We start from the raw sequence: 25,184 nt of genomic DNA on the forward strand, positions 1-25,184 counted from the left end.
GACTAGGTCGGCCCTCCGACAGAAACCCCAGACGGTCAGTCCGCCGGAGGGAAAAATAAGGAAGATTTTCGAGCCGGTTTCGCGCCGTCACCGAAGGGGATACGGACTGCCATGGCGTTCGCTGACCAGACCTTGCCGTTCGCGACCAAGGGGTACGCCTGGCTCCCCGACCTCCGCCGCCGAAGTCACCGGCGCCCGATCCCGATGCGGTTCGGCGGGCAGCGCGCGGTGGCGATCACCGGTCCCGACGCCGCCCGGTTCTTCTACGACGGTGACCTCGAGCGGCACGACGCCCTGCCCGCCCCGGTGATCGACACTCTGTTCGGCCGGGGCGTGCACACGCTCGACGACCAGGCTCATCTGGTCCGCAAGGCCCTGTTCGTGTCGCTGCTGATGCATGAGGACGGCGTGGACACGCTGGCCACGCTGACCGGCAAGGTGTTCGACGAGGCGGCCGGTGGCTGGCGCGGTGACGACCCGGTGTCGCTGTTCGACGGGACGGCCCGCGTGCTCGCGGACGCGGTGTCGCGCTGGACCGGCGTACCGGAGAACGATTTCGACCTGACCGCGCTGACCGTCGACCTGGTGGCGATGGTCGACGGCTTCGCGACGCTGGGGCCGCGGCACGTGCGGGCCCGGGTCGCGCGACGGCGTCTCGAGCGCAAGTTCGAGCAGATCATCGAAGCCGTACGGCGGCAGGAGCCCACCGACACGCCGGTGTCCCGCCTCGCCCACCACCTCGAGGACGGTTACCTGCTCGACGCGCGCACCGCCGCGGTCGAACTGATCAACATCCTCCGGCCCACGACGGCCGTCGCCTGGTACGTCGCCTTCGCCGGGCACGCGCTCGACCGCCGGCCCGGCACCCGCGCCCGGTTGCGGGCCGGCGACGACGACTACACCCTGGCCTTCGTCCACGAACTGCGCCGCTTCTATCCGTTCGTGCCGTTCCTGGGCGCCCGGGCCCGCCGCGACCTGACCTTCCAGCGCACGAGCATCCCGCGGGGCACCCTGGTGCTGCTCGACGTCCACGGCCAGCACCACGACGAGCGGGTCTGGCCCGAGCCGTACGAGTTCCGGCCGGAACGCTTCCTGGGCCGCCCGGCCGGAGCGTTCGAGTTGATCCCGCAGGGCGGCGGCGATCCTCGCACCGGTCATCGCTGCCCCGGCGAGAAGATCACCGTCGCCGTCCTCGGCACCCTGGTGCAGCGGCTGGCCCAGCTCGACTACTACGTGCCGCCGCAGAACACCACGATCGACCTGAGCCGGGTGCCCGCCCGCGTCCGCAGCGGGCCCCGGATCGTGGTGCCCTAACTCCAGTCGATCTCGGCCGAGCGGTGGTAGTTGATGCCCTGGGCCTCGAAGCGTGGGCCGAACGCGGCCAGCCGCTCGCGGAACGACGTCCAGTCGCGGGCGGCCCGGGGCGTCCAGCCGATCTCGGCGATGGCGAGCAGCCGCGGGAACACCATGAACTCGACGTCGGCCAGGCTGCGCAGGGTCTCGGACCACAGCGGGGCCTCGACGCCGAGCAGCGACTCCTCCCCCACGCCGGGCAGGCGGTCGGCGGGCTCCCAGTCGTACGACCGCTCCACGCTGACCAGGCCGGCCCAGTCGAGGCCGAGCGGGGTCGACTCGTCGTACTTCATGTCGAGGTAGCTGCGGTCGGCCGGTGACATGATCACCTGGTGGCCGGCCGCGGCGGCCCGGGCCACGCCGTCGTCGGTGGGCTCGATCCGCCAGTACTGCGGGATCGCGGTGGCCGGCAGGTCGACGGCGGCCATCTCGTGCCAGCCGATCGCGCGCTTGCCGTACTTGCCGGGCATCGGCAGCACCCGCGACATGAACGTGCGGTAGTCCTCGGCGGTGGTGCTGAGCGCCTCGTCGCCGCCGATGTGCAGGTACGGCCCGGGGGTGAGCGCGGCGACCGTACGGATGACGTCCTCGACGAACTCGTACGTCACCTCTTTGCTCGCGCACAGCGAGCTGTAGCCGACCTCGGGGTCGGTCCGCGGCTGCACGGGCTCGCCGTCACAGGTCAGTTCCGGGTACGCGACCTGGGCCGCGTTGACATGGCCGGGCAGGTCGATCTCGGGCACGACCGTGATGTGCCGACTGGCGGCATAGGCGACCAGCTCGGAGTATTCGTGGGCGGTGAGGAAGCCCGGCCCGGCGCCGTCGATCCCGGTGCCCTCGCCCCCGCTGACCTCGGTCAGCCGCGGCCAGCCGTCGATCTCGAGGCGCCAGCCCTGGTCGTCGGTGAGGTGCAGGTGCAGGTGGTTGATCTTGAATTGGGCGATCGTGTCGATGTAGGACCGGATGTCGGCCGGCCGGTAGAAGTGCCGGGCCAGGTCGAGCATCGTGCCGCGGTAGGCGAACCGCGGCTCGTCGTCGATGCGGCCACCGGGCAGCACGACCTCGCCCTTGAGCGGCAGCAGCTGCCGGAACGTCTGCAGGCCGGCGAAGAGCCCCTGCTCGGTGGGCGCGCCCAGAGTGACGCCGTCGGCGGTGATGGCGAGCCGGTAGGACTCGGGCGACCGGTCCGGGTGGTCGTCGAGCTCGAGGCGGATCGCCCCGCCGGCCGACCGCGGGACCGGGAAACCGGTCACCTCGCGCAAAAGGTCGGCCAGTTCGTCGGCCACGGCGGTGGCGGCCGCGGTGGCGCTCACCGACACGTCGGCCGGGACGCGGAAGTCCGCGGCGGGGTCGGGCCGGACCGAAGCCGGCAGCGGAATGACGTCGCCGAGGTGTTTCACTGTGGGAGCGTGCACGCGGAAAACAATAAACTGTCTTTCCATGTCGATCACGACCCGTCACGCCGAGCTTGCCGACACCGAACTGCTGCACGATCTGGCCGAACGGACCTTCGGCCTGGCCTGTCCGCCCGGCACCAGCCAGGCCGACATCGATGATTTCGTCGCCACCCACCTGTCCGAGGCGAGCTTCCGCGGCTATCTGGCCGACCCGCAGCGGGTGGTGTTGCTGCTGCACGACGACGGGGTGCCGCTGGGCTATTCGATGCTGGTCAGTGGCACGATCAAGGACCCGGACGTGGCGGCCGTGGTCGACAGCGAGGTCAGCGTCGAGCTCAGCAAGTTCTATCTGGCGCCGGACAGGCACGGCTCGGGGGCGGCGGCCACGCTGATGGACGGCACGCTGGCCGCGGCTGCGGCGACCGGGGCCGCGTTCTGCTGGCTGGGGGTCAACCAGCAGAACGTACGGGCGGCCAAGTTCTACGCCAAACACGGCTTCGAGGTGATCGGCGTGAAGCGGTTCCGGGTCGGCGCCGAGTGGCACGACGACCACATCCGCCTGCGCGCCCTCGCGTGACGCCGGCCCTGCCGCCCGACGCCGGCACGACCCGCGTCACGCCGGCAATGCAGACGCGGACGCGCCGGTGGGGTCAGGCCGGGTTGATGGCGACCCAGTCGACGAACTTGCCGGTGCGGTTGTCGCCCGACGAGAGCCCCCGCACCCGGCGGTTGAGCCACGGCAGCACGTGTTCGCGGTAGTAGCGGGCCTCGGCCAGCACCCGGCGGCTCTCGCGGGGCCCCGGGTCGATCATGTGGGCCGCGCCCTCGTGGCCGAGCGCGCTCAGCACCAGGCCGGCCACCCGGCGGTGACCGGCCGCGTTGAGGTGCAGACGGTCGGGCGACCAGTAGCCGGCCCGGCGGATCTCGACGTCGTGGAAGACGTCGACGAACGTGATGTCGTAGCGCTTGGCCAGGTCGATGGCCGACTGGGTGAGTGCCTCGCCCTTGCGACGCATCATGCCGCCCAGCGGCAGCCGGTCGGAAGGGTCGCCCCCGCTGAGCAGCACCATGCGCACGCCGGCCTCGGTGCAGCGCTGGATGGCCCGCTCGGTGAGCTCGGCCAGGCGCAGCATGTCACTGCCGGGACGCAGCATGTCGTTGCCGCCACCGTTGAGCGTGAGGATCGTGGGCGGTGGCGTGAGGGCCAGGGCCGCCGGGAGCTGCTCATTGACGATCGGGTCGAGCAGCCGGCCCCGGATGGCCAGGTTGGCGTACTGCACCGTCTCGCCCTCGCCGGCCGCCAGCCCGGCCGCGACCAGGTCTGTCCACCCGCGAACCGAGCCGTCGGGCAGTTCGTCGCCGACGCCCTCGGTGAAGCTGTCCCCGATCGCCACGTACCGCGTTGTCACCGTGATCCGTCCCCCGTCTTTCTCATAATCCGGTCTCGGCGCAGGCTAACCGACGGCGCGCGAGGCAGTCCCGGTTCCGCGACCAGCGTCATACCCGGCGGGCGCCCGCTCAGGCCAGCAGCGGCTTGATCTCTTCGGCCACCCAGCGCACGTAGGCCTCGGGGTCTTCACCGGCGACCGTCTGCAGGATCAGCTTGCCGGCGCCGGCCGCGACGAACTCCTGGAGCCCGGCAGCGATCTCGGCCGGGCTGCCCCACAGGCCGGGCCAGTCGGCCCCGTATTTCGCCATGTCGGCCACGAGCTTGGCCTCGGCCCCCGGGCCGGTCATGGCCGGGACGAACACGGTGATCCCCGCGTCGGTGATCGCCTGGGCCGCCGCGGCCACCTTGGCCGGTGAGGTGCCGCCGGCCAGCACGACCTGGTCGCCGACCTCGCCGGCCAGCGCGATCGTCTTGGGCCCGCCGGCCGCGACCGAGAGCACCGGCGGCACCGCGGGCGGCCAATCCAGCCGGACGTTGTCGAGTTTGACGTATTTGCCGTCGACCGTGACCGATTCGCCCCGGAGCAGGGACTGCAGCGCCGTCGCGTACTCGCGGAGCAGCGTGAGGGGCGACGCGGCCCGGGCCCCGACCTGGCCCATCCAGTCCTGGACGCCGTGGCCGATGCCGGGCAGAGCGCGGTCGCCGAACATGCGGCCGAGGGTGGCGAGTTCCATCGCCAGCGAGGCGACGTTGCGGAACGGGACCGGCATGATGCCGATGCCGACGCGCAAGTTCTCGGTCCAGGCGAGGGCGGCGGTGGCCGCGGTGAGCCCGCCGTTGAGAAAACAGTCTTCCCAGATCCACAGCTCTTCGAGGCCGGCCTGATCGGCCGCCTGGGCGACGGAGCGCAGGGACTCGGGCGGGTTCGAGGGCAGGAAGATCGCACCGATCGTGGTCATGGCCCGATTCTGCCCGCCACCCCCGACATTTTCCGGCCGCCCCGCGATCTTCACCGGCTGCGGGCCGGCCCGCAGCGCATCGAACTGCGCCGCACGATCGGTCGCGGGCCGGAGGGCCGAGGCTTGCCTCGAGACACTGAGCACTTTAGACGTTCGGGGCGAATCGGTTCGCCCCGACATCAGTTGAGTTTTATATAAGTACTTCCTTAGATGGGCGCGAAAACTGTCGGAGGGCGCCGATAGGTTTCTTCTTGCGGATCGGCGCCACGGGGGCGCCGATCCGTCCATAAAGGTCAAGCGGCGCCCCGGCGCAGGGTGTCGGCGGTTTCGAGCACGCGCTCGCGCAGTTCGGGCGGCGACTCGATGGTGAACGGGACGGCCAGCACGCCGAGCACCATCACCGGCCAGCCGAGGTCGTCGGTGTTCATCCGCATGCGGCACGAGCCGGCGGTCAGCACCTCGGTCGTGCCGTAGTGGCCGATGAAGGCCTGCACCGCGGGGGCGGCGGCCTCGAAGACGACCGAGACGTCGTACCGGGCCGGGATCCGCGTCATGCGCGAGCGCAACCAGGCCGCGGGGTCGCCACCGGGGATCTCGCGCGGGCGGAAGCGGGCGCCGGTCAGGGCGGGCGCCACGAGCCGGTCGACGCGGAAGCTGCGCCAGTCACCACGGTCGAGGTCCCACGCCACCAGGTACCAGCGCCGGCCGAGCGGCACCAGGCGGTGCGGCTCGACGAAGCGGGGCATCGTCTCGCCGTCGCGTGGGGTGTAGTCGAAGCGCAGCCGCTCCTCGCCCCGGCAGGCCATCGCGATCGTCGTCAGCACGGTCGCGTCGAGGGTGGGACCACCGCCCAGGACGCCGGGCGCGGTCACCTCGCGCAGGGCGTCGATGCGCCGCCGCAAGCGGGGCGGCAGCAGCTGGATGACCTTGGCGAGGGCCCGTACGGAAGTCTCCTCGAACCCGGCCACCGCGCCCGCCGCCGCCGTCCGCAGCCCGATGGCGATCGCGACCGCCTCTTCGTCGTCGAGCAGCAGGGGCGGCACGGCCGCGCCGGCCTGCAGCTGGTAGCCGCCGGCCACGCCGCGACTGGCGTCGACCGGGTAGCCCAGGTCGCGCAGCCGGTCGACGTCGCGGCGCAGGGTGCGGGGGCTGACCTCGAGCCGGCCGGCGAGTTCGGACCCCGGCCAGTAGCGGTGAGTCTGCAGCAGGGAGAGCAGTCGCAGCATCCGGGCACTCGTGTTCGCCATGAATCCAGACTCCGCCGCATTGAGGTCAGAAAGTGTCCGCAACTGACCCTAGCGTGGGTTTCATGATTGAGACACAGGGGCTGACCAAGCACTTCAAGGACGTGCGGGCCGTCGACGGCATCGACCTCGCCGTCGCCCCGGGCGAGCTGGTCGCGCTGCTCGGGCCGAACGGCGCCGGCAAGTCCACGACGCTGCGCATGCTGACGACGCTGATCCCGCCGACCTCGGGGACGGCCCGGGTGGCCGGCTTCGATGTGGTGCGGCAGCAGCGCGAGGTGCGTCTGCGCATCGGCTACATCGGCCAGGGCAACGGCGCGGGCCACAGCCAGCGCGGCCGGGACGAGCTGATCAGCCAGGGCCGAGCGTACGGGCTGGGGGTCAAGGACGCCCGGGCCCGCGCGGCCACCCTGATCGAGTCGCTGGGGCTGGGCGAGGTGGCCGACCGCCGCGTCTCGAGCCTGTCCGGGGGCCAGCGCCGCCGGCTGGACATCGCGATGGGCCTGATCCATGCGCCCGACCTGCTCTTCCTGGACGAGCCGTCGACCGGCCTCGACCCGCAGAACCGGGCCAATCTGCAGGAGCACATCGTCGACCTGCGGTCCCGGCACGAGACGACGATCGTGCTGACCACGCACTACCTCGACGAGGCGGACTCGATGGCCGAGCGGGTGATCGTGGTCGACCACGGCCGGATCATCGCCGATGACAGCCCGGCCCGGCTCAAGGCCGAGCATGTCGGGGATCACATCAAGCTGGGCTTCGACCATGAGGCGGACGCCGCGAGCGCGGCCTCGACGTTGGCCGGGCTTTCTCCCGTACGGGAAGGAAATCGGCTCTTGATCTCGACCCAGGACGCCCCGAGGCGGGTCACCGGGGTGCTCGACGACCTGCGGATCAGCGGCACGCCCGCGGCCGAGGTCGAGGTGAAGCGCCCGACCCTGGACGACGTTTTTCTCAAGCTCACCGGGCGCAGCCTGCGCGAAGGCGGCGCTGCCCAGGACCGCGAACTGGTGGAGGTCTGAGACATGACAACCCTGATCACCGACACGAGCACCGTCTTCAGCCGGGAGCTGCGCCCGCTGCTGCGCGACCCGTTCACGATCATCTTCTCGATGGTGCAGCCGCTCGTCTTCCTGGCCCTGTTCGCGCCGCTGCTGCCGGACAACTCGCTGCAGTGGTTCGTGCCCGGCATCATTGTCATGTCGTGCCTGTTCGCGTGCTCGATGACCGGGTCGAACCTGCTGTTCGAGATCCAGACCGGGTCGCACGAGCGGATGCTGGTGACCCCGCTGCGGCGGCCGGCCCTGCTGATCGGGCGCGCGCTCAAAGAGATCGTCCCCATGTTCGCGCAGGCGGCGCTGATCATCGCCGTGTGCGTGCCGTTCGGGTTCCGGTTCGAGCTCGCGGGCGCGGTGATCGGGCTGATCATCCTGGCCGCGTTCTGCATCGGGCTCGGCGCTCTCTCGTACACCCTGGCCCTGGCCTCGAAGAACCAGGAGTGGCTGTTCTGGACCGTGCAGCAGACGCTGCTCTTCCCGTTGCTGCTGCTGGCCGGCGTGCTGCTACCGATCGAGAACGGGCCGGGCTGGCTACAGGCCCTGGCCAAAGGCAACCCGCTGAGCTACGTGGTGGACGCCGAGCGGTCGCTGTTCAACGGTGACATCTTCACCTCGGCCACCCTCGGGGGCTTGATCGCCGCAGCAGCCGTGGCCGCCCTCGGGCTGTGGGCCGGCGTGCGCGCCATGCGCCGGTCGGACTGAGTCGCCCGCGGCCGATACCGTCGTCGCGTGTTCAAGCTTCTGGGCCGGCTCGTCCTGCCACGGCCGGCACCCCTCGAACCGGCGACGCGGCGGCGCAATCCGGACGCCGTTGTTGATTGCGCCGTCTATCAGAGTGGACGGCGCAAACCCGGCACAGTGCACTACGCCTCGGCGCACAAGCGCCGGGGCGAGTTCCTGTGGCTGGGGTTGCACGAGCCCGACGTGGCCACGATGCGCACGGTGGCCAAGACCTTCGGCCTGCACGAGCTGATCGTGGAGCAGACCACCGAGGGCGGCGGGCACCGGCCCCTGGTCGAGACCATCGGCGACGTGACCCGGCTCGTGCTGCGGACCGCCCGCTACGTCGAGCACGACGAGCTGACGGCGACCAGTGAGGTGATCGACACCGGGGACGTGACGCTGCTGATCGGACCGTGGTTCGTCATCACCGTACGTCATGGGCCGGCGGGCGCGCTGTGGCAGGTGCGGCAGGACGTGCAGAAGCGGCCGGAGCTCTTGCGGGCCGGACCGTGGGCGGTCGCCTATGCCGTGGCCGACCATCTCGTCGACGACTACCTGGATGTGTCGCTCCGGGTCGAGCACGACCTCGAGCGGCTGGAGGAAGAGACGTTCGCCACTCGCCGCCCGGCCGACGTGGCGCACTTCTACCAGCTCAAGCGCGAGATGGTCGAGCTCAAGCGGGCCGTGCTGCCGCTGCAGGAGCCGCTGGCCCGGCTGGCCGGGGCGCCGCCGGCGCTGCATCCCTACTTCGAGGACGTCCGCGGACGTCTGGCCCGGGCCGTCGACCGGGTCACCGGCTTCGACGACCTGCTCAACTCGATCCTGCAGGCCCGGCTCACGCAGGTCACGCTCGAACAGAACAACGACATGCGGATGATCGCCGCCTGGGCCGCCATCGCCGCCATCCCGACCGTGGGCGCCGGAATTTATGGGATGAACTTCTCAAATATGCCCGGTATCGACTCCCGATACGGGTTCTCGGCCACGATTGTGATAGTTGTTCTCGTCTGTAGCGGCCTCTTCTGGCGTTTCAAACGAGCGGGTTGGTTGTGATGATCCACGTCACCTGGAGTGACCGAGAATCGACCGAACGGCCACCTGGATCCGCCACTTCATTGATCGTCCACACCGGACGGTACGCAAAGCGTCGGCCGCTCTCCCGTAGCACCCGAAACCGACGAGTAACTACCCTTTCATCGTCGTTCCGTGGGGAGGCTGTGTGACCGCGACCGAGGTCAGGGCACCGCAAGACTCGGTGCCAAAACCGGCCAAACGCCGTAGCAGCATCATTACCGCCCTCAAAGGGCACGTCGACCTGTTCCTGAACGCGGGTTCGCTGATCGCCACCACGGCGATCACCTCGCTGTTCGGGTTCGCGTTCTGGTGGGTCGCGGCCCGCTCGGCCGCGCCCGAGGCGGTGGGCCAGGCGTCGGCCGCGGTGTCCGCGATGACGCTGATCGGCACCATCGGCATGTTCGGCATGGGCACCATGCTGATCTCCGACCTGTCGCAGCTGCGCGGGCCCAAGTGGCAGCTGATCACCACCTGTCTGCTCGTGGCCGGCAGCGCCGCGACGGTCGGCGGCATCATCTATGTGATCGTCGCCCAGCTGTGGATCCCGGGACTGCAAGAGGCGCTCGGCGGCACCTTCGGCACCGTCCTGCTGGTCATCGGCATCGCGCTCAACGCGGTCACCCTGGTGCTCGACGAAGCCCTGGTCGGCCTGCTCAAGGGCCCGCTGCAGCTGATGCGCAACGCCTGGTTCTCGGTGATCAAGCTGGTGCTGCTGGGCGGTCTCGCCCTCGCGCCGATCACCCTGACCGGCAACGAGCTGCTGCTGACCTGGGTCGCCGGCATCGTGCTGTCGACCGCCATCCTCAGCGGGGCGCTGCGCCGCCGCCGGATCATCGACTCCGCCCGCCCCAACTTCTCGCTGCTCAAGGGACGCGGCAAGTCGACCTTCGACCACAACCTGCTCAACCTGGCGACCTACCTGCCGCGCGCGGCGCTGCCGCTGGTCGTCACCGCGGTGCTGTCGGCCGAGGCCAATGCTTCGTTCTACACCGCTTTCATGGTGCTGTCGTTCCTCGCGATGGTGCCCGGCAACGTGGCCCTCACGCTGTTCGCGGTGGCCAGCGGCGACAAGCGGGCGCTGACCTCCAAGGTGCGGGTCGGCCTGATGATCTGCCTCGGCGGCGGCCTGCCGGTCGCGGCGGCAGTTTTCTTCCTGGCCAACCCGATCATGTCGGTCTTCGGCGCCCAGTACGCCGAGACGGCCGGCGAAGCGCTGCGCCTGCTCGCGCTGACGTATGTGCCGTTCGTCTTCCTGCACTTCTTCATGGCGATCAGCCGCGTGCAGGACAAGGTGCGCGGGGCCGGCATCTTCGCCCTCTTCGCGGGCATGGCCGAGCTGGGCGCGGCCTGGTACGGCGGCAGCACCGGCGGCCTGAACGACCTGGTGATGTGGGTCGTCATCGTGATGGGCGTCGAGGCCGTGCTGGTCGCGCCGGTCGTGCTGCGGGTCGTCTTCGGTGGCGCCAAGCGCCGGGGCGACAGCGCGAACACCACTGTCATGACGCTGCACGAGCGGGCCTGGCTGCCGCTCGAATACATCCGGACCGTGGGCCCGCTGTACGGCGTGACCGTGGACGGCGTACGCCGGGCTCTGATCGGTCTGCACGCGGCCGACCCCAAGCACCGGGCCGTCTCGAGGCTCGACCGCGTCGGCGCCCGCTGGGAACACCTGGACGGGGCCGAGTTCGCCCAGTTCGTGCATCGCGCCGTGCAGGACTCCGGTGACTGGTCGCTCGACATGGACGGCATGACCCGCAAGCTGCAGTCCGAACCGCGTGGGGTGCACCCGATCCGCATCCTCGTGGGCGCCGGCTACATCGCGATCAAGGTCTCCCACGCGTACGGCGATGCCGGCCCGGTTAATTCCCTGGTGCACGAGCTGGTGCTCGCGGCCAGCCAGGGCCGGGCCGCGGTGATCCCGCCGCTCGAGCGGAACCGGATGGCGCTGCCCAAGGCCTGGTGGAAGCAGTTCGGCACCAAGCCGGCGCGCTGGAAGGAGGGCATCAGCTTCGCCCGCCCGCCGGAGCCCGAAGAGACCCGCATGCGCAAGTGGCAGCCCAACCTGACGGTCCGCTCGGCCCGCTCGGCGACGACGCTCAAGCTGATGCGCAAGTGGCGCGACGAGTACTCGCCCGGCGTGACCACGTCGGCCATCACGTTCGCGGCCTTCACCGCGGCGCTGCACCAGCTGGGCCTCAAGCCCGACACCGGCGGCGCGACGTTCCTGGCCGACGGCCGGCGGTTCCTCGACAAGGACACCCGTATCGACAGCAACTTCTGCATGGGGCCCTACCTGTCCCCGCAGAACATGATGGACCCGGCGTCGATCAACACGACGATCAAGAACGAGCTGGCCACCGGCCGCATCCTCACCATGATGGTGCTGCGCGAGGGCAAGATCGCTCTGGACGGCGCGCCCGGCATGCCCGACCCCTACCCGTCGGAGCTGGCCATCCCGCCCCGGCCCCGGCTGACCTTCAGCAACCAGGGCCGCCACGACCTGCTCGGCGACCTGCCGTGGTCGGTCGGCCCGGAATGGCGGGTCAACCTGAGCGTGCCCACGCTCAACAGCCCCGAGGGCGTCACGCTGACCACCAGCGAGATGAACGGCGTGCTCCACCTCGAGGCGACGTTCCACGGGTCGACCTTCGACCCCAACCTGATCTCGAAGGCGATGGAAATGGTCCTGACCGACCCGTCGGCCCTGATCATGAACGCGCGGCGAGAGTCCGAGGAGCAGACCCAGATCCTGTCCCGGGTCTAGTACGAGCGCCCGGCCAGTTCCGCTGGCCGGGCGCATCTATGTCCGGCGAGAACCGCCGCTCGTGTCTGGCGGGCCTGAGCCGCCCCCGTTCATCCGGCGCCAACGACGGCGCCCGCTATGTTCCGACGCTGAGCGCCGCTTGCCTCAGCTCCGCACGGGGAGCATCAGGGTGGTGTCTTTCGATCGCGCGGGCGCGTTCCGCCCGCAATCGGTGAAGCTGATCCGGGCCTCGAGCAGGGCCCACGAGCTGCGGTCGTAATCGGCCTCGACCCGGAACGCGGTGAAGTCGGTCTTGCCCTTACCGAGCGAGTCGCCGCGCGAGAACGAGGTGAACTCACGGTCGCCCGGGTAGTTGATCTCGACCTCGTCGTCGCCCCAGACCACGACCTTGACGTCACAGATGCGACGGTCGGTCTTCCAGCGCACCCGCACCCACTGCGACTCCCCCGAGTCGATCGGCTGGAGCATGCGGGTGACCGGGCGGGGGCCCTTCGGCGCCTTGCGGGCCTCGGCAGCGGTGGTGCTGTTGCTTCCGCTCACGGCGCTTGTGCTTCCGCCCACGGAGCTTGTGCTCGCGACTTCGGCCTGGGCCGGCGTTGCCGAAGCTACGGACACCATGGTCATCGCCGCGGCCAAGGCGGTGGCGGCAGATCCGAATCGGCGGCCCGTTCTCATGTCGCTTTCCCTCCGTCGCCCGGCCGTTTCCCCGTGTGACCGGCGCGACGATCATGCTATAGCGCTGATTTCGGATTAAGGGCCTATTTCGTACGGGTAGGGTGCGCTTCGTTCGGGCGAGGTGCGGTCCACACGCGCGAGGCGGCGTCTCGTGCGAGCGAGGCGCGCTTCGTTGCGAGCGGCGCACGCTTCGCTTGGGTCAAAACGCGATCCACACGAGTTAGGCGCGCTCCGTGCGAACGAAACGTGCTTGCGCCAGCGAGGCGTGCTTTGTGCGAGCGAAGCGCACTCACCGCAACAGGGAGGCGCCGACCTTCCAGCAGTCCTCGCCTCGGCAGCCCGCTCCTGGGGCGACGTGCGCTTCTCGTGAGCGCGGCGTGCTTCGTCCGGGGTCGAGGCGCGCGTGCACGAATCCCGGCTCACCGACTCAATCGATGGCCCCGGGACCCGCGGCACGGGGATGTGGGTTGCTTACCGCGTCGACGGGCTGGTCGACGGCGACGGGTTCACGGTCGAGGGCTGCGTGCGGTGGTCGCCCCAGTTGCCGCCGTTGTTGTGGCCGCCGTTGTTGTTGCCACCATTGCTGTGGCCACCGTTGTTGTTGCCACCATTGCTGTGGCCACCGTTGCTGTGGCCACCGTTGCTGTGGCCACCGTTGCTGTGGCCACCGTTGTTGCCGCCGTTGCTGTGGCCGCCATTCGGGCGACCGTCGCCGGGACGGCCGTCACCGGGGCGGCCGTCGCCCGGGCGGCCCGGGCCGGTGTGGTGGCCGTTGTTGCGCAGGACCGGCAGGGAGAGCGCGAACGACTTGTACTGGGTGCGGTCGCGGCGTCCGCACAGGTCGTACGAGATCGTGGCGCGCAGGCGGGCGACGCCGGCCCGGTCGTAGTCGGGGTTCACCTCGAACGCGGTGAAGTCCGTGCGGCCCGGACGCAGCGTGTCGCCGCGGGTGAAGGACGTGAAGCGCTTGCGGCCCGGGTAGTCGACGTCCACGTCGCGACCGCCGCTGACCCGCACCTCGACGTCGCAGATGGTCCGGTCCGTACGCCAATTGATCTTTACCCAGCTGTCCGCGTTGGCCCGGACCGCGCCGAGCCAGTTGGAGACCGGCTGGGGTCCACGGACGGGAGCGGCCGAAGCAGGCGCCGCTGCCATGCCGGCCATGCCGACCGCCGCGGTAGCCATGGCCACGAGCGCTCCGACGCGCCGATTGTTCTTCATCGAAATTCCTCCAGTAACTGATGGTTGCCCGGCGGAGTGGCCAACCGACAAAACGGACACTATGTCGACCAACTGATCCTGACCCGACTTAGCTGCGCCTTTCCGGAGGAATTCCTCTTTCTTGTACTAAATGTTTAGCCCGGATCGACCGAAAAGCCGATGCCGATCCCCCGTTCGTCAATCCGAATAAACGTACTGGTTCTTCGCATTAACAAGATCGAAATTGCGCTTACCAGTACGTATAGACAATTCCAAGAATATTGAGCGGCGGTGGAGGCGAAGGTGTCACGCGAGTAGCTCGGCCGGGCGGGCCGGCCGGACCGCCACCGAGCCGCTCGCCTCGATCGACCCGACATGACCGTCGACTGCCCCGGGTCACCGCGACCGGAGTGTCGCCACGCCGACCGCAGCGCGGCCAGGAAGCGCAGCGGCGCGGGCAGCGCGACTTGAGGATCGAGTTGTCGAGCATCTCGAACAGGAACACCGCGCGATCGCACCGCCCGGCACCACATGTTCCGCGGCGTGCACAGGGGCGGTGCGGGGATTGCGCGTGCAGGCCCGGTCGAGGTCGAAGCAGATCCGCACGCGCCGCTCGACAGCCACAAAACATGGCCCGCCCACCCTTGGGGGCGGCCCTGGGGTCAGTGTGACGGGATTTGCTGATCTTTGTTGGTGGCCGAAGGCGCGGCTGTGGACGGGAGGAGATTGTGGATAACTCCTGGGGTGGATCCAGCCCTTGCGGGAGTGGTGTTTCGGGCCGACTCGACCTCCCCCGGCGTTCGTATGCAGGACGATGAGAGACGCTCGATCAGGATGGGAGTCAGTGATGTCGCTCAGCGGGGCGCACCGGGCCGCTTTCCGGCGGGAGGCCGCGCGGGAGGGGCGGGTCTTCTCGATCCGTGATCCTCAGGGGATGCCGGCTCCGGCGGGGGACGACGGGCGGCGGGCGGTTCCGTTCTGGTCGAAGCCGACGCGTGCCGGCCGGGTGGTTGACCAGGTCCCGGCGTACGGCGGCTTCGAAGTTCTCGCGGTCGACGTCGACGAATGGCTGCTGGGGTGGCTGCCGCGGCTCGAGAAGGACGGGATGCTGATCGGGGTCAACTGGTCGGGTACCCGTGCCACCGGCTACGACCTGACTCCGGCGCAGGTGAGGCAGTGGTTCGCCGACGAGCCGGCCGAGGATGCCGAATTGGAACTGCCCGGGCGTGGTTGAGGCTCGTCCATGCCCCTATGCTTGCGGCACAGCAACCAAAGGGGCCCTTGTGCGCAGCCTGCAGATCCTCGTCGTCGACGACGATGACGCCGATGCCCTCATGATTTCGGAGGCGTTGGAGAACGCGGACACGCACGCGAGCGTCGACCGGGTCGCCGATGGGCGCGAGGCCCTGGACTATCTGCGTCGCGAGGGTGCGTACGCCCAGGCGAACCGGCCCGATCTGATTCTGCTCGACCTCAACATGCCGCGGATGGACGGGCGCGAGACGCTGGCCGCCATCAAGACCGACGACCGGCTCAAGGCCATCCCCGTCGTGATCCTGACGACCTCGGGCGCGGCGCCGGACATCGTGGCCAGCTATCAGCACCGGGCCAACGCGTACGTGACGAAGCCGTTCGGCCTCGACGAGTTCGAGACGACCGTACGCCAGATCAACCGCTTCTACCGCGAGATCGCCACGCTGCCCGCCGACCGCGAAGCATAAGCGGCCCCACCTGGGGGTACTGCGGGAGCCATGACCCAGAACGAAGCTCCCGAGGATCTCGGCGCGCCGGTCGCCTATCTCGTGCTGAAGGACGGCACACCCGTGTACGACGAGTCGGGCGCGCGGGCCGGCGAGGTCGAGCACGTGCTGGACGACGAGCAGTCGGACGTCTTCCACGGGCTGATCGTGAAGACCCCGCAGGGACACCGGTTCGCCCCGGCCGACAAGGTCAGCGGCCTGTTCGAGCACGGCGTGATCCTGACCGTGCCGGGCGCCGCCCTGCCCGAGCCGAGTGAGGACCCGGCGGCCCAGGCCGCCGACGACGCCGGCCTGCAGGACAAGCTCAAGCGGGCCTGGAACTGGCTGATCCAGCCGCGATAGAAGCCGGACCAGGATCCAGCCGCGATAGAAGCCGGACCAGGATCCAGCCGCGACGGAAGCCGGACCAGGATCCGGCCGCGGTAGAAGCCGGACCCGGAACGGAACAGCGGCGCGCCGCTCAGGGAGCAGCGCGCCGCCAGATGAACTTGCGTCAGCGACGCGGGGTGCCGCCCCAGCGCATCAGGGACGCGCCGACCGACATGCCCCCGCCGAAGCCGGCCATGAGCACGATGTCGCCGTCCTTGAGCGCGCCCTTGCGGGCCGCCTCGTCCAGCGTGACCGGCACCGAGGCGCTGCCCACGTTGCCGTAGCGGTCGAGCGTCAGGTGGGTGGTGGCCTCGGACAGCCCCGCCTTGTCGACCAGCTCGGCCAGCATGATGCCGTTGGCCTGGTGCGGCACGAAGTGGGTGACGTCCTCGACGGCGACGTCGGCCCGCTTGAGCAGGGCCTCGAGCGCGGGCGGGACACCGATGTTGACGAAGTCGCGGACGCCGCGGCCGTTCATCTTGAAGTAGTGGTCGCCGTTGGCCACGGTCTCGGCCGAGGCCGGCAGCCGGCTGCCGCCACCGGGCACGTGGATGAGCTCGCTCGCCTCACCGCGCGACACCAGCTCCATGTCGAGGAAGCCGTAGCCGTCGGCCACCTTGCCCACGACCGCCGCGCCCGCGCCGTCGCCGAACAGAACGGCCGTGCGGCGGTCGCCGAAGTCGAGGATGCGCGAGTAGATGTCGGACGCGATCACCAGCACCTTGGCCGTCGGATTCATCGACACCAGGCTGTTGGCCAGCGCGACCCCGAAGACGAAGCCGGCGCAGACGACGTTGATGTCGAAGCAGGCGGCCCCGTTGGCGCCGATCTTGTGCTGCACCAGCGTGGAGGTCGGCGGTTGCGGAGAGTCACCGGTGGAGGTCGAGACGATGAGGTAGTCGATGTCGACGGCCTCGAGCCCGGCGTTGGCCAGAGCCTCGCGGGCGGCCTCGGCGGCGAGGTCGGACGCGGCCTCGTGGGGGGCCGCGAAACGACGGGCCTGGATCATCGTCTTGCGGCTGACCCACTCGGGATCAGCATCCGGCACGAGACGCACCAGGTCGTCGTTGGTGACCACCTCGGCCGGCAGGTACGAGCCGGTACCCAGGATGCCCACGCTCATTTCGCCCCCACTTTTGATCGAACTCGCCCACTCCCTGAGGAAAGAGGCTATCGGGTTTAGGCTATGACAGGCAGACAAGATCGGACGACCGGGCGGTCCTCGCCGATAGGCCGATCGGCCCACCCGTGAAGCCGCCGGAAACGGGTCGGTAACAAGTGGAGACCAAATACACCTCGGTCGTTCGCTGCGTTGAAGACACAGATACGCAGCGTCACCAGTAGTGGGGTATTTCCGGCCCGGGAACGCGGTTTCGGCTTCTTCAGATAGTGAAATCGTTTCGAGGGCGCGCAACAACGAAGAGGGGCCGGCCGTAGTGGCCGACCCCTCTTTGTTAAATGCGTCTCAACGAGGCGAACGGTCCCGGTCGCGGTAGGTCCAGGCGCCCGAGGCGAGGCTGCCCGGCGTGGGCGGGGCGGCCTGCCGGGGGACCCGGGCGGCGGCCTCCTCGCGGCGCTGGGCCAGGTAGGCCGTGGCCGCGCGGTCCTCCTCGGTCGGGGCCGACATCAGGGCGTACGCGAGACCGATGATGCCGAAGACGACGGCCACTCCGATCGGCACGATCATGCCGGCGGCGGTCGCGCCCGGAAGCTGAGCCGTCGACGGGTCGGCGTCGACCGACATGGCGGTCATGCCGGTGAAGTGCATGCCGTTGACGGCGACACCCATCACGAGAGCCGCAGCGAAGACGATCAGCGGGCGACGAACCGTGACGGCGAGCCAGAGCGCGACCGCCGCCGCGACCACGGCGATGCCGACCGAGAGGCCGACCCGGGTCATCGAGTACGACACGTCGCCGTGCAACTCCATGGCCGCCATGCCGGTGTAGTGCATCGCCGCGACGCCCAGCCCGGCGATGACTCCACCGGCCACGATGCGGAGGTTCTGCCCGCCCTGGCCGAGCAGCGCGATGGCCAGGCCGACCCCGACCGCGGCGACCGCGATGATCGCGCTGGCGAAGGTGAGGCCGATGTCGTAGCGGATGGGCGTGCCGGTCACGCTGAAGCCCATCATCGCGACGAAGTGCATGCTCCAGATCGCGGTGCCGCCGATCGAGACCGACGCCAGCACCAGCCACCAGACGCGTTCACCGCGCCCGGCGGCACTCCGGAACCGGATGGCACACGTGAGTCCCAGCATCGAGCCCAGAACCGACAGGACGTAGCTGATGGTGGGGGTGATCCACCCATGGTCGAAGTGATGGATCTGCGCCATCGCGGTCTCCTTAGATCTATCCCGCTCCGGTAGTGCATCCTGCATTGCCAAACGTGGATGCGGGCCGGATCGTGACCAACTTGTGTCACGATCCGGCCGCTGAGCGTCATCGACGTTCAGCGGCTGGCCGCACGATTAGAACTCCGGCCGGCGATTAAGTGATCATCCGACGGTCTGCAGCCCGCTGTCCGAACAGACAGTCGACATGTCCGAGGCGGCAGCTCCGACCGCGGCCACGGCGTCCGGCTCATTGTCTTCACCGGCGGCGGCCACGGCCGAGGCGTACGCGGCGGCCAGGCGCTCGGCGGCGTCCGCGACCGGGGCGTCGGCCGTCACGGCGGCGGCCCTGATCCCGTCGGCGATCCCCGGCGTCATGAGCGAGGAGTCGGTGATCGCCTCGGCCAGGGCGGCGCAGGTGCGGGTGCCGGGCGGGTCGTCCTCCGGCAGTTCCGACGGCGCGGCCGCACTCGTCGGGGGCGCGGGCGGAGGCGGCACCGGCTGCTCCTCAGCACCGCTGCAGCCCGACAACACCAAGAAGACCAGGATCAAAGGTACGAATCGGAACACCTGGTCAGGCTAGGCGGGGCTCACTGCGTACGCACGCAAAAGGCCCGGTCGTTACCGACCGGGCCTTCGCCGACGCTCAGAGGTAAGAGCCCTTTTTGTACTCTTCCCAGCTCATGTTCCAGTCGGTCCAGCCGTTGCCGTTCTTCAGCTTCTCCTCGGTGCCCGAGACCGTGATCGGGTCGCCCATCATGGTGCGGTCGAAAAGCCAGGCGCCCATCTTCTCGCTGACGTTGACGCAGCCGTGCGAGACGTTGACCTTGCCCTGCTTGCCCTCGGACCACGGCGCGGCGTGGATGAACTGGCCGCTCCAGGTGATCCGCTGGGCGAAGTCGATCGGGGTCTTGTAACCCTCGCCCGCGGGCAGCTCGTCGGTCGTGTCGAAGATCGTGTGCTTCTTCTTCTCGATGACGACCATCGTGCCGCTGGACGACGGGGTGCTCTTCTTGCCCAGGCTGACCGGGATGGTCTTGATGACCTTGCCGTTCTGCTTGACCGTCATCTGCTTGGTCTTGTTCGAGACCGTCATGATGAACTCGCGACCGATCTTGAGGTCGACGGTGAGGTCGGACCGGCCGTAGTAGCCGTTGCCCAGCGGGACGCCGGCCAGCGCGACCTTGTAGAAGACCTTGGAGTTGGCCTTCCAGTAGACCTTAGTGCGGTAGTGCACCTCGGTCGGGCTGGTCCAGTGCCAGGTGCCCTCCTGGGCCGGGGTCGCGGTGACCTTCATGCGGCGCTCGACGTCGTCGCGGAAGTCCTCGGGGATCGCGCGGCCGAACCGGATGATCAGCGGCATGCCCACGCCGACCGTCTGGCCGTCACCCATGAAGCTCGAGACCCGGATCAACTTGGCCGGCTTCGCCATCGTGGTGAAGGTGCTGGTGGCGGTGTTGGTCTTGCCGTCGGCCTCAGGGCCGGTGACGGTCACCGTGAACTTGGTGCCCCACGCGAGCGCCTTGGCCGGGGTGAACGTCTTCCCGTCCTTGTCGAGCGTGCCCTCGACCTCGTTGCCCTTGGCGTCGGTCACCTTGACAGTAGTGTCGTCCGGGCTCTCGCTCTCGTACTTGATCGGAGCGATCGCCTGCACGTTCTTGGCCTCGGCGGCCGGCGAGGACACCGCGACGGTGCTCGGCAGCGTCTCGGGCGTCGTGGCCTCGCCGTTCGGCGCGGCACTGCTGCCCGGCTGACCGCCGCCCTCCCAGGACGACTTCTTGTCGCCGTCACCACAGCCCGAGGCGAGCAGAACGCTCGCGGCGACCAGCGCGATCGCGGCCTTCTTGATTCCCCAGGTCTTCATGGTCCCCTCACGGCATCGGTCGTCCCGGCGCCCAATACTGCCTTTTACTTTCCCGCGCACCAATCCCGGAATCGTGCCGCTCGGCCTTTTCCGTCGTGCGTTTCAGGACGATTTGGACTCATTCGCCACATTGGTCACTTGAGATTCGCGGGCACCGGGAGAGCGCTGCCCTTGATGAACTCCGACCAGGGCTTGTCCCACGGCGTCCAGCCGTTGCCGTACGAAAGTTTGTCCCCGGTGCCCTTCACGGTCACCGGGTCGCCGATCAGCGTGCGGTCGAACAGCCAGCGCGCGTTACCGGGCGCCACATTCACACAACCGTGGGACACATTGCGACGGCCCTGGTCGCCGACCGACCACGGAGCGGAGTGGATGTACTGCCCGCTCCAGGTCAACCGCTGGGCGAACTCGATGTCGGTGACGTAACCGTCGGCGCCGTCGGTGTCCGTGGTGTCGAAGACGGTCGCCTCCTTCTTCTCCATGACGACCATCACGCCGCTGGACGACGGCGTGCCCTTCTTGCCCAGGCTCACCGGCATCGTCTTGATCGTCTTGCCGTCCTGCAGCACGGTCATCTTCTTGGTCCGGTTGTCGACCTTCATCTCGAAGCTGCGGCCGATCTTCGCGGTGGCCGCCCGGTCGCGGTCGCCGTAACGCCCGCCGCCGGTCGGCAGGCCGCCGACCGCGATGCGGACCTTGAGCTCGGTGCCCGACTTCCAGAACTCGGGCCCGCGGTAGTAGGCCTGGGTGCCGTTCGGCGTCCACGACCACACACCGGGCTGAGCCGGCGTGGTGGTGACGAACATCCGCTTCTGCACGGCGGCGCGGTCGGCCTTCTTGACGCCCGGGCTGAACTCGACGACCACGGGCATGGCCACCCCGTACGTACGGTCGTCGAAGAGGTAGAGGCCGGTGCCGGTCTTCTTGCCGGGCTTGCCCATCGTGGTGAAGGAGGTGGCGGCGGTCTTGGTGCTGCCGTCGTCGGCGGTGGCGACGACGCTGGCCGTGTACTTCTGCTTGGTCTTGAGGGGCGCGCTGGGCACCCAGGCCGAACCGTCCTCACGCAGGGTGCCGGCAACGGCCTTCCCCGCGGAATCCTTCATCGTGACGGTGGTCACCTTGCCGCCGGCCAGCTTGAAGCCGATCTCGGCACTGACCGGCACGTCGGTCTTGCCCGTGGCCGGGGTGACGGCGAGGCTGATCGGCACGGTGGCCGACTCCTCCCGCGAGGAGTCCGCGCCGGCGCTCGCGCTGGCCCCGGCCGACGGCGTGCTCATCCAGGCATTGGCGCCCTTGTCGTCGTCCTTGCCGCACGCCGCCAGCGCGACCGGCGTGATCACCGCCATCGCCATGACTGCCACGAGCGTGCGCCGCATGCTGATCGTCCGTCCGTCCCGTTGTGAAGTTGCGGAGGACATCCTGCCTCATGAATGCAAGAGATCGAGTCCTCCGTCCGGGTGGCCACCCTCGTCCGCGGGTCCCCCGGCCACCCCCGATTTCCAAGATCACGGAGGGCCGTGCTAACGTTTTCGTCGTTGCCACCGAGCGCCGCTAGCTCAACTGGCAGAGCAGCGGACTCTTAATCCGCGGGTTGTAGGTTCAAGTCCTACGCGGCGCACAGGTAATTATGGCCCTGACCAGGTCTTATATATCTGGTCAGGGCCATCTTCCGTTTCAGGTCGACGAATGCGTGATCCCGACCCGCTGCCACCCGGCGAATGGCCGGTGCTCACCACCGGCGAGTTCGTGGATTCGCCAGGTAGCTGCAGTCCGTTTGCAGCCGGCCGCGTGCCGGCGAAGGGTCCGGTGTCACCAAATCTCGAACCTCGTCGGCTTCGGCGGTTGCCGTCCGCATCCCGGTCCGAACCCACGGCGTGGTCCGGGCCGAAGGGGTCAGCCGGCGGCCCCCTGCTCGCGAAGAGCGATGGGCAGGGGGCCGGGGCTCGGGTCCGGCGCGGTGGTTCGGGCCGGAGCGCCGCTACGTCACCGCGAATTGCTCGTCGCAGACTGCGGGCCCGGCCTGGCTCAGGCGAACGGAATAAGCATGAACGCGGAGTTTTCGCCGACCGGTCGGCAACCCTGATAGCCGGAGCTCGTCGAGGTGCCGTAGTAGAAGTCGACACACACATGGGCGCGGAACTCGATGGCCGTGGTCGCCGTGGTCCAGTGTGTCCGCTCGACGTCGAGGTTACGGACCAGCAGCGCGTTGTCGCAGTTCTGAACGGTCTTGGTGGTCGTCCAGACGCTTGCCCGCTTCAGGTCGAGGTACATGGTGACCCGGCAGCGCTTCGCGCTGGTCACGAACTTGCCGCCGGCCCGGACGGTGCTGATGCCGTCGATCGTGGTGCTGTTGACCCGACGCACACCCGCGCACAGGAAGAGCTCGTCGTCGTTGTTGTCGTTGCCGCCGGCGAGAAATACGCACTGCTGCGCCGTCTGTCCGGGTGCTGCCTGAGCCGGGTTGACGGAGGCAAGCACGAACAGCAGCGTCGCCGAGAGTGCCGCTGCGACCCTGATCAGGATTCGGTTCTTGGTCACCGGGCCCCTTCCTGGATTGGTTCTTGCAGACAGAAGTCACCGGCAATGGATCACTGAGCCGGTGGCCGGATCCGGACGGTACGCGATAAATCGGCGTTCATGGGGGCAGCGCCGGCGGCCCAGGCGGCTGCCGCCATCACCGGACGGTTCCCCATGGCCGTCGTCGACCTGGTCACGCGGGAGCTCTGGGCTCGATTCGGCACTACGATGCCCGGCATGTGGTGGAAGGCCGAAGTGATCGCGGCGGCGGCAACGCGGGTCCCGGTCGACGGGCAGCTCGGTCGAGAGCACTTGATCCCATGAGCCCCGGCGGCACCGACGTGAGCCTGCTGCAGTTGGTGGTGGGTTTCTTCATCGCGGCCTCGTTCATCTCGGTGATCACGGTGATCCTGCGCCGTCGCGGTGGCCGGCAGGATCTGCTGGGCCATCAGGTGCGCGAGATGGAGGCTCGGGCCGCAGCCGCAGCGGCCCCGGGGGCGGACACCCGGCTGCGGGATGCAGCCACCCGGGTCGCTGACGCCCGCCGGCAGGAAACAGCAGCCACTTCTGACGCGTCTGCGAAATCGCCCGGCGCGGGATTCCTGGATGCCACGGCGGAAGGCCCGTCGGCTCGGGACGCCACTGCCCCGCCGGACGGGTGGCCGGGTGGGAAGAACGACGCGATGGCCGACGCCTTCGCCTGGCTCCGGATCGCGGCGCTCGTCGACGCCGGGCAGCGCGAGCAGGCGATCGAGCTGCTCAGCACCACGATGAACATCTCGGCCGGCGAGGCGGAGATGCTCGTCGACGGCCTGAACGACGCGAATGGCGAGCGACGCCCCGACTGACCGGGGGCGCGGCGAGCGTCAGCGGCCGGTGGGCAGGTCGGCCAGCTCGCAGGTGGGCAGCGCTATCCAACCCTCGACCCGCGCGGCCTCCCGCTGCTCGGGCGTCGGCGGCTGGGTGTGGCCCAAGGCGGCCGCCCGGGTGGCCAGCGCCGCGATCACCGCGTCGAAAGCGTCGTGACTCCGGCGGCACAGAGCCTCGTGCGGCCCCAGGTCCAGCCACGGCGCGGCCGCGAGCAGCTCGTCGACCAGGGAGTCGCGGCCGGGCAGTTTGTAGCCGCGATGCGTCAGCCCCCACCGGCGCAGCGTCGCCGCCGGGTAGACCTCGACCACCAGGCCCGCGCCCGAGCGGTCGATGGGACCACCCAGCGCCGCCAGCAGGTTGGCGCCGCGAAAAGCCACATACGCGATGCGATCGGCGGAGACACTGAGCGGATTGAGCCCGGCCTCTTCCCGTACGAAAAGGTCGGTGACCCGATAGGCCAAGCCCCGTCGCCAGGCCGCATCGGCGGGCACCGCCTGCCACTCCCCCGCACGCTGGGCCGCCACGAAGTCGGCGAACAGCGACGGCCAGCCCAGCGGACAATCCAGTCCCGCCTTGTCCGCACCGCGGATCGCGGCGATCAGCTCCTCGTCGGAGACGCCCAGGCGCAGGTCCCGGACGACGGCCCGGTCACCGGCCCAGGCGAGCAGCGCCGTCGCCGTACGCTCGTCGGCCGAGGCCAGATCGACGCCCAGAGTCAGCACGCGTACGACGATAGGCCCACACCAGCAGCCCGACAGCGCCTACTCCAACGGCGGCCACTGCGGCCGGCCACCACTGGTAGGACCGCGAGCCCGAGGTGGTGGCGGTGATCCAGTCGCTGATGTTGTCGGTGCGGGCGCTGAAGTCGGGGCCGGTGTGCGGGCAGCCGGGGCCACCGCTGACCACGGCCACCAGCTCGGGCCCGGCATCGGTCGTACGGAAATAGGGGCCGCCCGAGTCGTGCGGGCAGGGGCTGGTGTCGTTCTGCGGGGCGACGCCGGACGTCTCGAGCAGGGAGTCGCCCACGGCGTCGACGGTGAACCGGCCGGTCTGCATGCGCTGGGCCGGCTTCTGGTCGGCGGTCAGCCCGAACCCGGTCAGGCGCAGCGACTCGCCGCGCGACGGTGGGTAGGTCGCCACCCGCAGCGGGGTGATGCCGGTGACCGGTTCGGCCAGTTCGGCCAGGGCCACATCCGTCGTCTCGGACTGTTTGACCGAAATCACTTCGAGGACGTGGCCGCCGGTGCCCTTGACCTTCGTGCGCCCGATGGTGGCCGTCGTGCGCTCGGCCACCGTACGGCTGACCTTGCGGCCCTCGGCGTCGCGGAAGCAGTGACCGGCGGTGACGACCCAGGTCGGGGCGATCAGCGCTCCGGAGCAGGAGCTGTCGCGGGTGCCGCGGTCGGGCGTGGGCAGACCGGTCATCGTCAGCAGGACCGAGAAGCGGTAGGCGCCGTCGCGCGCGTTCTCCCCGTACGCGATGGCCGAGGCCGGGCTGGGCAGCCCCAGGACGACCAGCGCGGAAGCCGCCAGCGCGGCGAGAAGCTTGAACACACGAACATCATTCGAAAACGGCCGTCGGGCCGGTGTCAGCGACGTCCTTATGACTTCTTTATCGCGGGTGTGTCAGCG

24 protein-coding genes and 1 tRNA gene are annotated in these 25,184 nt (G+C 69.4%); 11 read left to right on the forward strand and 14 right to left on the reverse strand.

The features are described from left to right. Positions 1-111 precede the first annotated feature (111 nt). Positions 112-1,314, forward strand: coding sequence for a cytochrome P450 (locus M1L60_RS19310; protein ID WP_253238839.1), 1,203 nt, complete (start codon positions 112-114; stop codon positions 1,312-1,314). Here the strand turns inward: M1L60_RS19310 and M1L60_RS19315 are convergent. After that, positions 1,311-2,768 (reverse strand): beta-N-acetylhexosaminidase, encoded by a 1,458-nt coding sequence (locus M1L60_RS19315; RefSeq protein WP_253238840.1) that lies wholly within the window; start codon positions 2,766-2,768, stop codon positions 1,311-1,313. The two genes, M1L60_RS19310 and M1L60_RS19315, sit on opposite strands and share 4 nt — an antisense overlap. A 25-nt stretch (positions 2,769-2,793) precedes the next feature. Between M1L60_RS19315 and M1L60_RS19320 the strand changes: the two genes are divergently transcribed. Continuing rightward, the gene (locus tag M1L60_RS19320; RefSeq protein WP_253238841.1) at positions 2,794-3,327 is read left to right on the forward strand and encodes a GNAT family N-acetyltransferase; all 534 of its coding nucleotides are present in this window, start codon (positions 2,794-2,796) and stop codon (positions 3,325-3,327) included. 73 nt (positions 3,328-3,400) lie between these two features. On the opposite strand, the gene M1L60_RS19325 is transcribed toward M1L60_RS19320, so the two are convergent. The 3 genes from M1L60_RS19325 to M1L60_RS19335 all read right to left on the reverse strand — a co-directional run bounded on the left by M1L60_RS19325 (position 3,401) and on the right by M1L60_RS19335 (position 6,346). Further along, positions 3,401-4,159 (reverse strand): SGNH/GDSL hydrolase family protein, encoded by a 759-nt coding sequence (locus M1L60_RS19325; RefSeq protein WP_253238842.1) that lies wholly within the window; start codon positions 4,157-4,159, stop codon positions 3,401-3,403. A 109-nt stretch (positions 4,160-4,268) separates the two neighbouring features. Beyond that, a complete protein-coding gene (locus tag M1L60_RS19330) occupies positions 4,269-5,099 on the reverse strand; it encodes an LLM class flavin-dependent oxidoreductase (protein WP_253238843.1) in 831 nt (276 codons plus the stop codon). A gap of 293 nt (positions 5,100-5,392) precedes the next feature. Continuing rightward, complete coding sequence (locus M1L60_RS19335; protein ID WP_253238844.1) at positions 5,393-6,346, reverse strand: helix-turn-helix transcriptional regulator; 954 nt, start codon at positions 6,344-6,346, stop codon at positions 5,393-5,395. Between the two features lie 62 nt (positions 6,347-6,408). Here M1L60_RS19335 and M1L60_RS19340 point away from each other — a divergent pair, with 62 nt between their 5' ends. The 4 genes from M1L60_RS19340 (at position 6,409) to M1L60_RS19355 (ending at position 11,965) form a co-directional block, all read left to right on the forward strand. Continuing rightward, positions 6,409-7,368, forward strand: coding sequence for an ABC transporter ATP-binding protein (locus tag M1L60_RS19340; protein WP_253238845.1), 960 nt, complete (start codon positions 6,409-6,411; stop codon positions 7,366-7,368). 3 nt (positions 7,369-7,371) lie between these two features. Beyond that, complete coding sequence (locus M1L60_RS19345) at positions 7,372-8,106, forward strand: ABC transporter permease (RefSeq protein ID WP_253238846.1); 735 nt, start codon at positions 7,372-7,374, stop codon at positions 8,104-8,106. A gap of 27 nt (positions 8,107-8,133) precedes the next feature. Then, positions 8,134-9,180, forward strand: a complete 1,047-nt coding sequence (locus tag M1L60_RS19350; protein ID WP_253238847.1) for a magnesium and cobalt transport protein CorA — start codon at positions 8,134-8,136, stop codon at positions 9,178-9,180. A 166-nt stretch (positions 9,181-9,346) separates the two neighbouring features. Then, positions 9,347-11,965 (forward strand): lipopolysaccharide biosynthesis protein, encoded by a 2,619-nt coding sequence (locus M1L60_RS19355; protein WP_253238848.1) that lies wholly within the window; start codon positions 9,347-9,349, stop codon positions 11,963-11,965. Positions 11,966-12,109: 144 nt separating this feature from the next. On the opposite strand, the gene M1L60_RS19360 is transcribed toward M1L60_RS19355, so the two are convergent. Beyond that, positions 12,110-12,505 (reverse strand): hypothetical protein, encoded by a 396-nt coding sequence (locus M1L60_RS19360; protein WP_253238849.1) that lies wholly within the window; start codon positions 12,503-12,505, stop codon positions 12,110-12,112. A gap of 606 nt (positions 12,506-13,111) precedes the next feature. Further along, positions 13,112-13,861 (reverse strand): hypothetical protein, encoded by a 750-nt coding sequence (locus tag M1L60_RS19365; protein ID WP_253238850.1) that lies wholly within the window; start codon positions 13,859-13,861, stop codon positions 13,112-13,114. Positions 13,862-14,687: 826 nt separating this feature from the next. Here M1L60_RS19365 and M1L60_RS19370 point away from each other — a divergent pair. From M1L60_RS19370 to M1L60_RS19380, 3 genes are read left to right on the forward strand one after another with little or no spacing between them, the layout of a single operon-like run. Further along, complete coding sequence (locus M1L60_RS19370) at positions 14,688-15,074, forward strand: DUF2750 domain-containing protein (protein WP_253238851.1); 387 nt, start codon at positions 14,688-14,690, stop codon at positions 15,072-15,074. 49 nt (positions 15,075-15,123) lie between these two features. Continuing rightward, positions 15,124-15,561 (forward strand): response regulator, encoded by a 438-nt coding sequence (locus M1L60_RS19375; protein WP_253238852.1) that lies wholly within the window; start codon positions 15,124-15,126, stop codon positions 15,559-15,561. Positions 15,562-15,591: 30 nt separating this feature from the next. Then, entirely contained in the window at positions 15,592-15,942 is a 351-nt protein-coding gene (locus M1L60_RS19380; protein ID WP_253238853.1) for a PRC-barrel domain-containing protein, read from the forward strand. A gap of 151 nt (positions 15,943-16,093) precedes the next feature. Here the strand turns inward: M1L60_RS19380 and M1L60_RS19385 are convergent, their stop codons facing one another. The 5 genes from M1L60_RS19385 to M1L60_RS19405 form a co-directional block, all read right to left on the reverse strand. After that, on the reverse strand, positions 16,094-17,092 hold the full coding sequence (locus tag M1L60_RS19385; RefSeq protein ID WP_253238854.1) for a 3-oxoacyl-ACP synthase III family protein: 999 nt from the start codon (positions 17,090-17,092) through the stop codon (positions 16,094-16,096). Between the two features lie 342 nt (positions 17,093-17,434). Beyond that, the gene (locus tag M1L60_RS19390; RefSeq protein ID WP_253238855.1) at positions 17,435-18,304 is read right to left on the reverse strand and encodes an MHYT domain-containing protein; all 870 of its coding nucleotides are present in this window, start codon (positions 18,302-18,304) and stop codon (positions 17,435-17,437) included. A 162-nt stretch (positions 18,305-18,466) separates the two neighbouring features. Further along, entirely contained in the window at positions 18,467-18,871 is a 405-nt protein-coding gene (locus M1L60_RS19395; protein WP_253238856.1) for a hypothetical protein, read from the reverse strand. A gap of 76 nt (positions 18,872-18,947) precedes the next feature. Next, on the reverse strand, positions 18,948-20,165 hold the full coding sequence (locus tag M1L60_RS19400) for a L,D-transpeptidase (protein WP_253238857.1): 1,218 nt from the start codon (positions 20,163-20,165) through the stop codon (positions 18,948-18,950). A 134-nt stretch (positions 20,166-20,299) separates the two neighbouring features. After that, entirely contained in the window at positions 20,300-21,541 is a 1,242-nt protein-coding gene (locus M1L60_RS19405) for a L,D-transpeptidase (protein WP_253238858.1), read from the reverse strand. A gap of 169 nt (positions 21,542-21,710) precedes the next feature. Here M1L60_RS19405 and M1L60_RS19410 point away from each other — a divergent pair. Further along, positions 21,711-21,783 (forward strand) — tRNA-Lys (locus tag M1L60_RS19410). 407 nt (positions 21,784-22,190) lie between these two features. Here the strand turns inward: M1L60_RS19410 and M1L60_RS19415 are convergent. Beyond that, on the reverse strand, positions 22,191-22,703 hold the full coding sequence (locus M1L60_RS19415; RefSeq protein WP_253238859.1) for a hypothetical protein: 513 nt from the start codon (positions 22,701-22,703) through the stop codon (positions 22,191-22,193). Positions 22,704-23,002: 299 nt separating this feature from the next. On the opposite strand from M1L60_RS19415, the gene M1L60_RS19420 reads away from it, so the two are divergent. Next, on the forward strand, positions 23,003-23,530 hold the full coding sequence (locus tag M1L60_RS19420) for a hypothetical protein (RefSeq protein WP_253238860.1): 528 nt from the start codon (positions 23,003-23,005) through the stop codon (positions 23,528-23,530). A gap of 18 nt (positions 23,531-23,548) precedes the next feature. Here M1L60_RS19420 and M1L60_RS19425 read toward each other — a convergent pair whose 3' ends face one another. Next, positions 23,549-24,274 (reverse strand): DUF429 domain-containing protein, encoded by a 726-nt coding sequence (locus M1L60_RS19425; protein ID WP_253238861.1) that lies wholly within the window; start codon positions 24,272-24,274, stop codon positions 23,549-23,551. Beyond that, positions 24,201-25,106: a S1 family peptidase gene (locus M1L60_RS19430; RefSeq protein WP_253238862.1), complete on the reverse strand. Its 906-nt coding sequence runs from the start codon at positions 25,104-25,106 to the stop codon at positions 24,201-24,203. Before M1L60_RS19430 ends, M1L60_RS19425 begins: the two co-directional genes overlap by 74 nt. Positions 25,107-25,184: the final 78 nt, after the last annotated feature.

The organism is Paractinoplanes aksuensis (genome assembly GCF_024137025.1).
In the GTDB taxonomy this organism is placed as follows: Bacteria; Actinomycetota; Actinomycetes; order Mycobacteriales; family Micromonosporaceae; genus Actinoplanes; species Actinoplanes aksuensis.